General features: G+C 59.4%; 1 protein-coding gene. It reads right to left on the bottom strand.

Annotated features, from left to right (window positions below; all coding sequences use genetic code 11):
- Positions 1 to 55 precede the first annotated feature (55 nt).
- Positions 56 to 15,052: a PKD domain-containing protein gene (locus E4021_RS18290; protein WP_136459386.1), complete on the bottom strand. Its 14,997-nt coding sequence runs from the start codon at positions 15,050 to 15,052 to the stop codon at positions 56 to 58.
- Between the last annotated feature and the right edge of the window lie 146 nt (positions 15,053 to 15,198).

The raw sequence follows: 15,198 nt of genomic DNA, 5'->3' as shown, positions 1-15,198 counted from the left end.
CCCGGAAGGATGATCCTTCCGGGCCGTTTACTTTCCGGTAGTTCGAAGGCGGCGCTTAACGCAGCTTCACGAACTTCTGTAGCAACTGACGATCGTTCTCCAGCACGCGCAGCGTGTAGGTACCCATCGGCAGTTGGGATACGTCGAGGCCGTCCTGCAGCACTGCAGCTTCCTTCTCGTACTCGAATTCGCGCAGGGTTCTACCGTGGATATCGGTGATCATCACTTTCACCCGGCCGTGGTAATCACTGCGGAGGGCAAAGTTCAGTCGGTCGATCGCCGGATTCGGGTAGAGTTCCACTGCCGGAGCTTTCGAAACCACATCGTCCAGCAGTGCGGAGAGCACGTCAGGTGATTCGGTTTCGGTATCGGGAGCGGTAAGATTAGTGGGGCAGTTGGTTGCCTCATCTCCCATACCCGAGGGTACGGTTTTCAAAGCGGATACCAGGAACTTGTCGAGCAGAGTGTAGGCACCACGGTTGGCAACCCGGATCGTGTGCTCACCTGCGGACAGGTAGAAAGTCACGTCGGTACCATTGTTGTTCACCTTGACCCACTCGAATCCTCTGGTAGCGATCGGGTTCCCGTCAATGAACTTGGAGAAGTTCATCCAGGGGGAGTTGTCGACCTGCACCCAGAAGGAGTTGCTGCTGCTTCTCCAGGCGTGCATCCGCAGGAAGAGGTGGAAGTTTCCGGCTTCCACGATATCAACTTTCGCTACGATCTGGGCACCCGGATCGGCGGCCGTCGGCGCGGAGAGATCATTCAAGCCGATGTAGGCCATGAACTTCCGTTTCGAAGCAGCAGAGCTGGATCCTTCGGCCCACCGGCCCGGATTGGCGGCACATTCGGCTTCCAACCAGTAGTTGCCGTCGTGTACCTCGGGTTCCTGGCAGGCGTCGCCTACTCCGTTACCGTCGGTATCGAGTTGGTCGGGGTTGAAGATGGTCGGGCAGTTGTCTCCGAAGGTACTTACGTAGCCGGCCGGCTGCGTGCATCCGAAGGTGTAGTTGCGCGAATCTCCAATACCATCGTTGTCCGTATCCGCGTAGTAGATGTTCTGGAACACTATGGTGGGATCGAGCGGATCGCAGTCGTACCTATCGGCGGTGCCGTCGTTGTCGTCGTCAGGATCACAGGCATTGCCGATTCCATCTCCGTCGGTATCCGTCAGGTCAGCAGACCTGATGGTCGGGCAGTTGTCCAGCTTGTTGTCTACGTATCCAGCCGGAGCTGCGCAGGCCTGAATGGATTCCGCGGGATCACCGTAACCGTCACCATCGCGATCGGCGTAGAAGGTCGGGAGAACCTGGTCGGCATTGGCCACGGCAGGACAATTGTCCTCCGAATCCGGAATACCATCCTGGTCGGTGTCCGTCGGATCGACCACCACCGTCACCGTATCGGTATCGGTGGCACCGTCGTTGTCAGTTACCGTCAGCACGATCGCGTAGGTTCCGGCTTCGGTCAGCTCAATCTCGGGCTGGGCGCCGGAGGCCGTGCCACCGTCTTTCCAGCTCCATTTGTAGCTGGCGATAGTACCATCTGAATCAGTCGAACCCGTGCCGTCCAGTTGTACCCGCAGCGGGGCTTCACCAGTCGTTGGGGTGGCCATGGCTACTGCCGTCGGGGCCACGTTGGCCGGATCGACGACTACCGTCACCGTATCGGTACCGGTGGCACCGTCGTTGTCGGTCACCGTCAGCACGATCGCATAGGTACCGGCTTCGGTCAGCTCAATCTCGGGCTGGGCACCGGAGGCCATGCCACCGTCTTTCCAGCTCCAGCTGTAGCCGGCGATTGTACCGTCAGAATCAGTCGAACCCGTGCCATCCAGTTGTACCCGCAGTGGGGCTTCACCGGTCGTTGGGGTGGCCAGGGCTACTGCCGTCGGCAGTTCATTAGGCTGCTCCAGGACCGTCACGGACATGGTATCCTTATCCGTAGCACCCTTGTTGTCGGTTACGGTGAGGACGATGTTGTAGACATCCGGGGTTTCAAAGGTTACGGTAGGCATTTGGCCCGTCGTACTTCCGTTTTTCCACTGCCAGTTGTAGCTGACAATGGTGCCATCCTGGTCGGAAGATTGGCTTCCGTCCAAGGTGATGGTCAGCGGAGCGTATCCGCTGGTCTGGCTCGGCCGTCCACTTGCGATCGGGAAGATGTTCTCCGGTTCGCCACAACCGCTATCGACCTCACCTAAACCGGTCGGCAGGGTATTGTCGACATCCACGTGGATCTTATCGAGTTTCGCCTCGGATTCACGGAAAGCGAAGTCGATCGTATTCCGACCGGTGACGAGCGTTACCGGGCTTCCGGCAACGGCGTTCCAGACGAACTGCCCGTACTTCGTGAACTGGTTCCATTTCGTCCAGTTGCCTTCGTTCACCCGAACCCAGTAAGAATCTCTGGCGGCATCCTTTGCAAATACCCGGGCGAAGAGATAGAACGATCCGGCCTCGGCGTCCTGAAGGATGAAACGAACGTAGTTCTGGGGAACATCAGCGGGCGCAGCCGTCGAGGCGCTTGTACCGCGGTACACTACATAGGCTTCGTTGGAAGCGTTGGCATCGACTTCCTGGGTCCAGGCACTACCTACCACGGCGCATTCCGCTTCCATGGTGAAGGAGGTGTAGCCAACCACCACGTCGTCACAGGCATCGCCCAGGCCGTCGCCATCCGTATCCTTCTGGTCCGCGTTTGCGATGGTCGGACAGTTGTCGGTTCCGTTCAGTACATAACCGTCGGGTTTTGCACAGGCCACCAGGCTGTCAGCAGGGTCACCGAAGCCGTCGCCGTCGGTATCCGCGTAGTAAGTCTGCGCAGCACCGATCGCAGGATCGAGCGGATCACAGTCATCAGCGTCAACCACCCCGTCGCCGTCATCGTCATTGTCGCAGGCGTCGCCAATACCGTCGTTATCGGTATCCGTCAGGTCGGGAGAGCTTACCGTCGGACAATTATCGTCGGCGTTGGCCACGAACCCGGCGGGTTGCTCGCAGGCTTGGATGAAATTATTGGGATCACCGTAGCCATCTCCGTCCGTATCTGCGTAGAAGGTGGATATCGATTGGTCGGGGTTGGGGGTATCGGGGCAGTTGTCTTCACTATCCACGATACCGTCGCCGTCGCTGTCGACACCGGCATCGAATACCTCGATGTTGACGACATCCGATGCGGTGGCACCGTCATTGTCGGTTACCGTCAAGGTCACCGAGTACGTACCAGTGGTAAACACATGGGATACTTCAGCACCCGTTAGTGTTTCCGCCCCCCAGGTCCATTTGTAGGTAACAATACTGCCGTCGCTATCGGAGGAGGATCCACCCGAGAGGTTCACCGTAAGGGGAGATTCACCGCTCTGCGGGTCGGCCAGAGCTACTGCTACCGGCGGCACGTTCTCGGATTCGTCTACCGTAATGATGACCCGATCGGTCGCCTTGGCTCCGTCGTCGTCGGTGACCGTAAGAACCACGTTGTACGATCCGGCGCTGGTCAGCGTGATGGCGGGGTTGACACCCGTGGCGGATCCGGTTTCCCACGTCCAGTTGTAGCTCACGATGGAGCCATCGGGATCGGAGGACCCACCACCGTCAAGTTGCACATTAAGGGGGGCCTGACCGGTGGTCGGCGTAGCGGCAGCCAGGGCTACCGGACGTCGGTTGTCCGGGGAAGTTGTACCGCAGTTGATCGCGTCGCCGCCCATTTCGGTGGGCATGGCACTTTCGTAGTCAATGTGCAGTTTGTCCAGTTGGGCTCCATTCTCCCGAACGGCAACGTCCACGGTATTGTAGCCTTCGCGGAATTCGAAGGGACTGCGGACCACCTCGTTCCAGTTGAACTGGCCGTTGATGATGATGCCGCTGGACCATTCAACCCAGTTGCCGTCGTTGACGCGCACCCAGAAGGAATCGTCACCATTACTGGCCGCCAGTACACGCGCAAAAATGTGGTAGCGGCCCGCCCGTACGCGCTCCATGACGAAGCGAATGCGGTTGGCGGGGATATCCTGGGGCGTGGTGCGTGATTCAGCCGTCCGGCTAACCACGTACTTGCCGTTTGAGGCACCTTCAGCGTCTACCACCGACCATTGTTCTCCAACCTGGGCGCATTCTGCTTCCAGCCAGAAGACATTGACGCCCGGTACAGAGGGGTCACAGACGTCTCCGATCCCGTCGTTGTCCGCATCCGTCTGGCTGGGGTTGGAGATCGAGGGGCAGTTGTCCGTATTGTTGAGTACAAAACCGGCCGGCTGGTTGCAGGCGGTAATCGATTCATTCGGGTCACCGAAGCCGTCGCCGTCGCGGTCCGCGTAGTAGGTAGGTCCTACACTGCGGGAAGCATCGAGGGGATAGCAATCCTGACCGTCGTTTACCCCGTCGTTATCGTCGTCGGGGTCACAGGCGTCGCCGATGCCGTCTCCGTCCGTGTCTTTCAGACTGGAGGAGGTGTTATCGGGGCAATTGTCCAGCTTGTTGTCCACGTACCCTTCGGGTGGGGCACAGGCCAGGATGGTATTGTTGGGATCACCGTAACCATCGTTGTCGAAATCAGCGTAGTAGGTATTCTGCCGCTGATCCGGATTCGCGATGGTCGGACAGTTGTCTTCTACGTCGCGGATGCCGTCTCCGTCGGTATCGGTATTGTTACGCTGCACGTTGATAGCTACCACGTCGGTGGCCGTATCACCATCGTCGTCGGTGACGGTCAGGGTTACGTTGTAGGAGCCGTCGTTAAGGACGATCTCGGGATTGGGACCTACGGCGGTTCCACCCCCGTTCCAGGCCCATTTGTAGCTGATGATGACACCATCGGAATCCGAAGAGCCGGTGCCGTCAAGCGTTACTTGCAGCGGGCCCAGACCAGAGGTCGGGTCAGCGGCGGCAACGGCCACGGGGCGGTTGTTGACTTCTTCACCACAGTTCGAGGCGATCGGACCGGTCCCGGTGGGTACCGCTCCGTCCACGTTGAGGTGGATCTTATCCAGTTGGCCGCCGTCTTCCCGGTAGGCGATATCGATGGTCGAAGTACCGTCCGGGAGGGTGAAGGGGCTGTCGAGCAGTTCATTCCATTCGAAGGTGGAACCACTCTGGATATTGTTCGACCACTTGACCCATGATCCGTTGTTGATGCGGAACCAGAAGGAGTCATCGCTCGAGTCCTGCGCGCGGATGCGGGCAAATACGTGGTACTTACCCGGCTGGGCACCGTTCACCGTAAAGCGAATGCGGTTAGCGGGCACGTCGGCGGGGGGATCATTGTAGGAGTTGCCATTGGGGAACACGACATACTTGCCGCGGGAAGCACCCGTAGCGCTGCCCTGCACCCAGTTGGAACCGACCTGCGCGCACTCCGCTTCCAGCCAAAAGGTATTCTTACCTACTACGGATGGATCACAGGTGTTTCCGATACCGTCACCGTCGCTGTCCATCTGGTCCGCGTTGGACACGGAGGGGCAGTTGTCGGTGTTGTCCAGCACGTAGCCTTCGGGGCGGGTACAGTCCGTTACACTGTTGTTCGGATCACCGAAACCATCGCCGTCGAAGTCGGCATAGTAGGTGTTGAACTTACCCACGCGTGGGTTCAGGGGGTTACAGTCTTCCGCATCGGGGAAACCGTCGCCGTCGTCGTCATCGTCGCACTGGTCGCCGATGCCGTCGCCGTCGGTGTCGGTGACGTCGGTAGAGGTGAAGTTCGGACAGTTATCCCGGGAGTTGGAAACGTAGCCGGGGGGCGCTTCACAGTTTTCCACGTAGACGGCGGGGTCACCGAGTCCGTCGTTGTCGGTGTCCGAGTAGAAGGTCGGCAGCAGCTGGTTCGGGTTAGCGAACAGGGGGCAAACGTCTTCGTCGTTGTTGATGCCGTCACCGTCGGTATCCTGGTCCGGATTGAGGACCCGGAGAGTCTTGACGTCCATTCCCGCAGTACCCTTGTTGTCGACTACGGTAAGGCTTACGCTGTAGGTGCCTTCGTTAAAGGTTACCTGAGGGCTTTGACCCTGCGCGCTGCCGCTACCCCAGTCCCAGGAGTAACTCTCGATCTTGCCGTCCTTGTCCGAAGACCCGCTACCGTCCAGGGTGACGGTCAATGGAGCGTTGCCGTAGGGGGGCGACAGCTTCGCTACCGCAATCGGGGCCTCGTTCAGGGCGGGGGCACAGTTCAGGGCTTCTCCACCGAGGCCGGTCGGCATGGTGCCGTTCAGCGCTACGTAGAGTTTGTCGAACAGCGTGTTGGGTTCGCGGTAGGCTACATCGATGACCACGTCACCGTCGGGCAGGTCGAAGCCGCTCTGCGACAAGGCGTTCCAGGCCCATTTGCCGTACTTGAAGTTATCCGCCCAGCGCAACCACTCTCCGCCGTTGATCCGTATCCAGTACGAATCGCTTGCGGGGTCGGAAGCCAGGAAGAGTCCGAAGATGTTGTATTTACCCGCCTGGACGCCTTGCAGGCGGAAGGTTACCAGGTTCTCGGCATTGGCCATGGGCGGGCTCGTGGTAGATTTCTCACCCTTGTACACCACGTACTCGCCGTTGGAAACGGTGTCGTTGCGTACGCGGTTCCATTTGAAGCCAACCTCGGCACACTCCGCTTCCAGCCAGAATACAGAGGCTCCGGCTGCGGACTCATCACATACGTCTCCTACTCCGTCGCCGTCGCTGTCGGTTTGGTCGGGGTTGAAGTTGAAGGGGCAGTTGTCCAGGTTATTGGCCACGTAGTTTTCGGGCGCCAGAGCGCAGGTGCCGAAGCCGTTGTTCGGGTCGCCGAAGCCGTCGCCGTCAAAGTCGGCATAGTACATCGTTGCCCGGCCGACCCGCGCGTTGAACGGTTGGCAGTCGAATTCATCTTCCACGCCGTCGTTGTCGTCGTCGGGATCACAGCCGTCTCCTATGCCGTCGCCATCCGCGTCGGCCAGGTTCTTGGAGTTGACCGTCGGGCAGTTGTCGGCCGCATTGGTGACGTACCCGGGGGGCACCACACAGGAAAGGAGGGGCTCGTTGGGATCACCGAATCCGTCGCGGTCGATATCGGAATAGTAGGTCTGGGGAGCGGTGATTTGCACCTGAAGGCGGGCAAAGTCGTTACCACAGCCGTTTTTACCGCCGACCGTGTAGATGTACTCACCGGACTTGGCGGTCTGGGGCGTGAACATATCCGATACGACCACACCATTGAAAGTCCAGGTTCCACCGGCCTGGGGGTTGCCCCCAAAGGCAGCCAGGCGGCTGTACAGACTGAAGGCTTCGGCGTTGCCGCACACGGTGATCGAACCATCGGCGCCGGCACTGGGCGCGGAGAGGTCCTGCTTGATCACAATGGACTTAGTGACCACGCAGCCGCTGGCGGAAGTGGCTTCGACGCGGTAGGTGCCGGCCTGGTTAACCTGCAGTAGGGCGGCTGAGCCGAGTACCTGGTTGCTGGCGTTGTACCATTTATAGGATGCTCCCGTATCGCCCGACTTGGCCGTCAGGTCGATGGAAGCTACCGAGCAGGTGATGCTGGTGTAGGGCGCTTCGATGACAAGCGTAGCGGGCGTGGGCCGGGGCGATACGACCACCGAACTCGTCAATGGACAGTTGTTGGCGTTCGTACGCAGGGTATACGTACCCGCGACCGATACCAGCGGATTTTGCTCGGTGGAAGTGAATCCGTTGGGGCCGCTCCACTGGTAGCTGCCGGCGGAAACGTTTCCGCGAAGGCGTACGGTGCCGGTGTTGCAGTCCAGGGTCTTGGGCTGACCGTCGGCGTTGGCATTGACGGTACAGTTGATATCCGTATCCCGCACCGTAATGGTGAAGGTGGAGCTCACGGTAATCAGGTTGTAGTCCGTTGCCTTTACCCGTACGCGGATCTGCTGGTTGGCTTCTTCGAGGCCGGGCGTAATGAGCACCTTGCCACTCAGGGAGTCAATGCTCACCCAGTCGGGCAGCGGTTGTCCGTTCTCCAGGGTCGCGGCGTAGGTAAGCCGGTTGCCGGGGTAGCCTTTGTTGAAGAAGGGATTCAGGTCGTAATTCAGTTCATCCAATACGTCGAGCGTCACGTTAGTGATGGCCGAGGCACTGGGCTGCTTGACGGGGCGGACGTTGATCAAGTAGATCATATTGTCCTGGAAGTCACAGTTACCTTGTCCGGCACCACAGCCGTCGCCGATGGCATCCTGGATGGCGATGTATTCGTTGGGAATGACCCGTCCGTCCCGACCAATGGCCTTATAGATCCGGACGCCCAGAATCTTGTCGGCGAACTCACCTTTTGAGTTTCCGCCGCGCGAGCTGTAACCGTTGATGGTGACCGAGAAGGGTACGTCGACTTGGTTGTTGAATACCCCGGTCAGGAAGGGAAGGTCGTCGCGGTTCCACGGCAGCACGGCCTGGAACCAGGAGGGTCCGTGGTCCATTTCCATCCGGTTGATCTTCACCTTGTTGGCGTCGTACAGGATCGTCTTATTCGCGCCCCGGGCGTGGAATGCGGCCAGTTGCATCATTTCCACCGGTTCGCTGGGGTTGGCCTGTACGAAGAAATCGGTCAGGATCAAATCGCCTTCCTGTCCGGAAGCGATCTGGGCTTCGGTCGGGATGTACGATCCGGGATTGGTGATGTAGTTGCCATTGGCGTCCTTACCCATCTGGGTTTCGAAGCCGAAGGCCTCGAACAGCTGCTGGGTGGTAAGCTCGCTGCTTCCTTCCGGCGTATTCATCCAGGCTCCGACGAGGGTAGCTTCGGTATCCAGGGCGTTATCGGCATTGGAAGAGATCACCAGTTTTTCGGTGATGAGGCGGCGGTAGGGCGGAGCCTCATTTACGAAGCGGATGACGACATCAACGAACGCTCCGGGCTGAATCACCAGTCCTTCGGCGGGCACACTGGGCTGAACGATGATGAAGTGGTCCAGATCGGTAGTGGTCAGTTTATTGATGACCAGTGGGCTGGTGCCGTCGTTGTGGATGCGTGCGGTATTCTCCAGGCGGGTCACGGTAGGCGTACCCTGGAAGTTGACCGGGCGCTCGATCTTGTTGAAGGTGTACCAGTCGTCGGCTGGGAAACCCCGGTCGCGGAAGCGGATCTTGGCCATGTTCTCCAGACGCAGCAGGGCCCCTGAACTTTGAATAAGGGTAAACGGACGTTTTACCGTTCCGACATTACCCCGTCCATCGGTGACCGTGGCCGTCAGCTGGTTGGCCTGGGCCGTGGTGCCGGCGGGAATGGTTACCTGGAAGGGGCCGGTGTAGCGCTGGGCCTGGCCACCGTTGAGCGTATAGAAGATATCGCCCAGGGGGCCACCGCCGGAACGGTCGGCGGCCGAAAGGGTTACCGTTACGCTGCCGTAGTATTCACCGGCCTGGTTCTGGTTGCCGACCAGATCGACGGTCAGTTCAGGCGCGAAGCTGCTACTGTCTACCGGGATAATGTCGACGTAAATGATCTTGGTGTTGCCGTCTTCGGGCGCTCCAACATCGTCAATGGTAAGCTTGCCGTCGGATACCCGAATGGTATCGACGCCTACCTGGAAGGTGCTGTTAGAGGACGGGATAAAGCGATCGATCACGACCACGCCTTCGGCCCGTAGGGTGTGCTTGCCGTTGGTGCTTCCCTGGTCACCGGCAGCCAGTTGCACCCGGTAGAGTCCGTTGGGCAGGGCAATCTCCCAGTCGTGGGGATTGTTCAGTCCCGGCACGTCGAGCTGGTTGAAGGAGCGCAGCAGCTTGTCCGCATCGGAGCTAAGCGAAGTGATGCCCCTTTCGTCTCCGCGTGCCGCAGCTGTATTGTCCTGCGGTTGCTTCGTCGAGGGGTTGATCCATCCGTAGGTCAGTCCATTAGCCCGCGGGCCGTAGGCTGCACCGACGTCGGCTACGTAGCCTGCCGGTGGATCAAAGGTGTCGTCCTGGAAGTTGACCTTGACCGTTCCGGGCTTTTGCTTCTCGGTTACGGTGGCAATTACCTTAAGTACGCCCGATTCGAATCCGTTGGCGCGGGCGGTCACGGTGCCTTCGTAGACACCAAACTGCAATTGGGAGGCGTCCACGGAAACGTCGATGAGCTCTCCGAAGGTGAAACTCGTGGGCAGGATGATCCAGGGCTGGCTGGCCGACAAGCTGACGGCGTTATCGGCAATGGGAGTATTGGAGGTCAACTCCACGGTGTAGCGCCCGGACAGCTGACCGGCTACGGCGTTGGCCCGCACTTCGGAAGGCTCAAATGCTAGGGCCGGATCGGGAGCCACGTAGGGTTGGGCGTTGGTAATCAGGAAGAGGTAATCCTGGTAATCTCCATTCGTCGCGTCCTCAAATCCGATGAGGTAGCTGTTCGGGATGATCGTTCCGGCGCGGTTGCGGGCCGGGTACACCCGGGCGCGGTGGGGCACCTCCTGGTTCAGTTCATCCTGAGTGTAGTTGTAGCGGTTGAAGCTATTGGAGTAAACGTACAGACCGAAGGCTCCGCGGGGATTGAAGGTGGTCGTCTGGTCACCGGATTCCCGGGGCGGGAACAGCATTTGCGACTCAGGTACGCCATTTTTCAGCACACCAGCTTCGGTGCGGTTGATCTTGCCGTTTCCGTCGATCTGGTACCAACCGAAGGGCAGACGCTCGGCCGGAGAGTAACGGGCGATAGCCGTGATGCTTACCCCTTCCGGACCGGCGGCCTGGAAAAGGGGCTCGGCGATCTCCTGTCCCTGAAGGGTAGCCGAGGTAGTGTGATTGAGGGTAGTCCAGCCAACATTCACGTTGTAGCCAAGGGTCTTGACCACATCCTGCAGGGGGGGTTCGCCGCCGCCGCCGGAACCGCGCTTCTTGAGGCCGTGCAAGCCAAGGACGAAGGTGCCGGATTCGGTGTTGGTCTTGAACGTCAGTTTCGCTTCCTGGTAACCCAGGTTATCACCGTTGTTGGGCGGGTCGAAGATGACGGTGTACTGTTGCTTCGAGGCGGGCTCGAGGCTTACGTTCTGGGGACCGGTAAATTTGTAGTTGTTCTTGATCTCGCCGCCGAACGGTCCACCAAGCGTCACCGAGGTGATCTTGAGCGTGGCGTTTCCACTGTTCGTGATCGTCACCACGGCGGTATCGGCCTGCGGCCCCTGGGCCAGTTCCATTGCCTCGAAAAGCAGTTCGGGCGGAGTAGCCGTAATCCGGGGTGCCAGCACGACAGCCGCGGGTTCTATGTTGCGGACCAGTACTACGAGGTCCTGATAGTCGAAGCCGTCAATGTGCTCCTCGAAAGCGATGATGTAGGTGTTGTCCACCCCGGGAATCTCGTACACCCGGACGTGGTGCGGGATGGCACCCGAAAACTGATTCAGGACATCCTCGGAATAGAGGTAGCGGTTGTTGAAGAAGGGCCAGCGGCTGTAGAAGCCGAAGACCTTTTCACCCACGTTGAATTTTTGGACGCCGGTGACGGCGGGGTTCAGCGTCTGACCGTTGCCGGCCACGTTGTTACGTACGGTGAACAGTTCCGAAGCGGAGGCGGTGATGCCGCTCTCGTACCAGCCGAACCCGACAATGGGATCATTGGCCTCGGGTCCGAAAACGCCCAGTACCTCGACTTCGATCGGAGCATCCGTCGCCTGTTGGAAGTACTGGATGGAGGTTTCGTCTCCGATAATGGAGTTGTAATTCTTGCCGGCGGGCAGATCGATCTTGTTGGTAGTGGGATCGGTGTCGCCTACCGCGATCGGGAAGCCGTAGGTATCGAAGATCTGCTGGAGGGAAGGCTCATTGCCTCCGCCGGTGCCCTTCTTACCCAGGCCGTTTAGGGAGACTTCAGCGGAAACCACGGCATTTTCGCCGGTGATGACAATGCTGGCGGTTTTGGTACCCGGGGAGGTGGGGTTGAAGGTCAGGAGAAAGGAGGCCGACTGCTGGGCGTCCAGTACCTCTTTTGGTACGGTGGCCAGGTTGAGGGCGAATTGATCTTTATCGGGTCCGGCAAGGGTGACCCGGGGCTTCCGCAGGGCTGCGGTACCGGTATTGGCGAAGGTGACCAGGATCTCCTTACCCGGCTTGCCGTCCACAACATCGTCGGTCACGATCGAGGTGGGCGTCACGGTGATGGAGGGCTGGGCAACTGAGTTATCGCTGGGCTTGACCAGTACGATGGTGCGCTCTCCGTAGTCGGCAACGTACAGGTTACCAGTTTGCCGGTGTTCGACCAGGTCGAGGGGGTCCTGGAAGCGCGTCAGACCGGGGATGCCCACCTTGGCGGTGAGGATGTCGCCGTTCGGACCGTTGGGTACCAGGGCGATGATGTCGCTACCACCGCTGTACCGGCACACCAGCAGGGCACCCTGCAGTTTACCGCCGACGGCGGAGCTTTGGTACTCGATCACTCCGTTGGGCGAAATACCGTAGTCGAAGTTGTAGGCGAATCCGCGATAATTCGGATCGGGCTGGATGCTATTGGGGTATCCGGTAACGTCGACCGGACCGCGGTTGAGCACGAACTCACCGCGGCGGGGGTTGGCGTGACCAAAGTAAGGCAGGGGTTCAGCCAGTGGATCGACCCGGAAGAGGAAGTCGCGCTGGGTGTTGTTGCCAAAGGTGGCCGGGATCACGGGGAATTTCCCGGAGGGATCCTGATAATCGTAGAAGGTGCCATCCGGACGGCGGGTGTCGTCGACCGAAGCCGGTGTGTTGCTGCCGCCCGCGGTACCGTTGGCCGGAATGTAGAGCTGGCCGTTGGAGTGCCATACCAGGTCATAGGCGTTACGGATGCCGGTGGCGTAGAGCTTCAGTGGGGCATTGACGTAGTACGGGTTATACGTACCGTTGTCGGGGTAGGTCACTCCGTTTTCAACGTAGGTCCCCGTACCCGAGCCCAGGGTGGGCGAATTTACGTTGGCGGCGTTGATCGCCGACTGGTCCATGGTTGTCTTGGCGTTCAGCGGCCATTTGCTGGGGGGCAGGAGATCGAGGTCCAGTCGGAGAGTAGCTCCCGAAAGGAGGGTTTCCTCCCGGAATCCCCAGGCTTTGTCCGGGGCACCGCCGGCGGTGTTACTGCCGACGTTGAAGTACATCACGTTGTTCTGGTTCGGATCGAATACGATGCCGTTCGTGAGGTGGTCCCGGCGCGAACGCGGCAGGTTGGTGACCACCAGTTTTTCCGTTCCGAGGTTGGGTCCCGAGAGTTGGCTGATCTTGCCGTCCCAGGCCGGGGCGTTGTTGAGTACTCCGGTAGAGTGGCTGATGAAGATGATCGGCTCCGTGAGGGTGGCCTGGGGGGAGAACACCATACCGATGGCGGCGCGGGCCCCGTATTTGTCTTCGAGGGTCGTGAAGGTTTCCTTGTTGCTCAGGCTGCCGTCCGGCTCGATGCGCCAGCGGTCAACGGTACCCGACAGGCGCAGGCCGTACAGGCGCTGGTCCGGGCCGATGGCCAGAGAGGAGTAAGTCTCACCCGTAACGACGTTACCGACCTTAACGAAGGATACCCCGTCGAGGGCGGTTTCCTTGCCTGAGTTGTCGGCGGCGGTGGTAAAGGTGGCCGCGTACGGCTCAAAGGTCGCGCCAGTCAAATCCTTTACCCCGTTGATCTCAAAGCGATAGGTGGTATTTGATTCCAGTGAGAAGGTGGGCGAGAGCACGATGGCGTCTCCCCCGCCGGTACCGTTGACGGAGGCACTTACATACTGGTTCAGTTTGACGTTGAAAAGCCGGACGGTCTGTTCAGTGATCGTACTGTTGTCGACGCCGAAGATGCCGTCCTTCTGATTGGGGACGTACAGGTCGTCGGCCCGGATCGAAGTGGTCAGGGTAACGTTTGTCGCGCCATTGGCGGGGATACTGCTCAGTACCCGCGGTACGGAACTGGCCTCGGATACCTTGAGGGTAACCTTCATTTGGGCCGACTGGTAATTGGCGGCGGTAGCCGTGACCGTGGTACTGTAGTCCCCGACGGGCAAATTGGCCTTCGTATAGAAGAAGTAGGTACCGGGCTTATTTGCGTCGGCGGGCAGTTCGAGCCAGGAGGCAGAGCTGGGGTTGTCGGTGAGGGTGATCGACGGATTCTTGCTGTCGTTGGCGAGCAGACGCACTTCCACGCGCTGTGGGGCTTCTCCCTGGTACTGGGTCAGGTTGACCGTAGCGGGCGACAGGATAAGCGAGGGGGTAAAGGGAGCCACCTCGATGCTGAAATCATCAAAGGAAAAGACGATGGCCTCGGAGGTCGGGGCCAGCCGGTGCGTGGTGAAAAGACCTCCGTAAGTGAGGTTCGGGGTGTTCGCGTCGCCATCGTGGTCCGTTCCTTCACCGAAGCTTTCCGGCAAGGCGAGCGTACTGCCCTCGGCGTTGCTGACCAGCACTTCATTGGCGCCGTTGATGGAGAAGTATCCACTGACGGTACCGAAAACGGGATCGACCCGCAGGCGCAGGCGGACGGAGTTGGCGTCGCTGCGGAAGGTACTCGAAGCGATCTGCTCGATAATTACGCGATCCGGGGCTGCGGGATTGATCCGTTCCACCAGCAATTGAACGTTCTGGACCTGTTCAGATACCTTGACCAGGGCCAGTTTGACGTAATTGTCCTCGTCCAGTCCGTACCAGATGCCGCCTTGCTGGTCGCCCGCTGTGGAGCTTGAGCTGAAGTCGGGTTGGGTCAGATCGACCTCCAGGTCAAACACGCTACCCGGTGCTACGAAGCCCACGCCAAGACCGTTAACCTGGGTGTTGTTGTCGCTGCCTGCGGGGGGCAGTTCGTAGCGGGTTCCCCGCGTACTGGTGATGTTTAGGCGGCCGTTGTTGACGTTGAGCAGGCCGGGCTCCAGTCCGGGCACGTCTGGCAGGGAGGGCACAGCGGGAAACTGCGTGACTGAGGGGGGGTCGACCATGGTGAAGCCCGTTCCGCGATCCTGGCGGTCAAGAATGCCGCCCTGGTTGTTGTCAAAGGAGAGGGCAAAGGGCAGATTCACCGCGATTTCACTACACTCGAGGGTGCTTATCGGGGAGCAACCCGCAGCTTCCGGAGCGGGTGCCAAATTGATTCCGTTCCCGGGGCCGGCAAAGGCCAGGAGCGAAAACAAAAGGGAAATCTGTGTGAAAGCGATACGTAAAGTGTTATTCATTAGTGTCAATTTGGGCACCCTCTTTAAAGTACTTTCCAACCGGGTTAATTATTCGGTTGGCGTGGGTGGGAATTGGGTTGCTAAGCGTCGTTCAAGAAGTAAGCGTGTCGGACCATTGAGAACCAAAAACTCAGTGGTATGTCTAG

It is taken from the genome of Neolewinella litorea, assembly GCF_004803465.1.
GTDB lineage: Bacteria > Bacteroidota > Bacteroidia > Chitinophagales > Saprospiraceae > Neolewinella > Neolewinella litorea.
Note: the sequence above shows the minus strand (reverse complement) of the source record. Positions and strands in the feature narration are given on the sequence as shown.

Bases quoted from the DNA above. Each gene is read 5' to 3' on its own strand.
- E4021_RS18290 (WP_136459386.1), bottom strand. From the start codon at position 15,052: ATGAATAACACTTTACGTATCGCTTTCACACAGATTTCCCTTTTGTTT.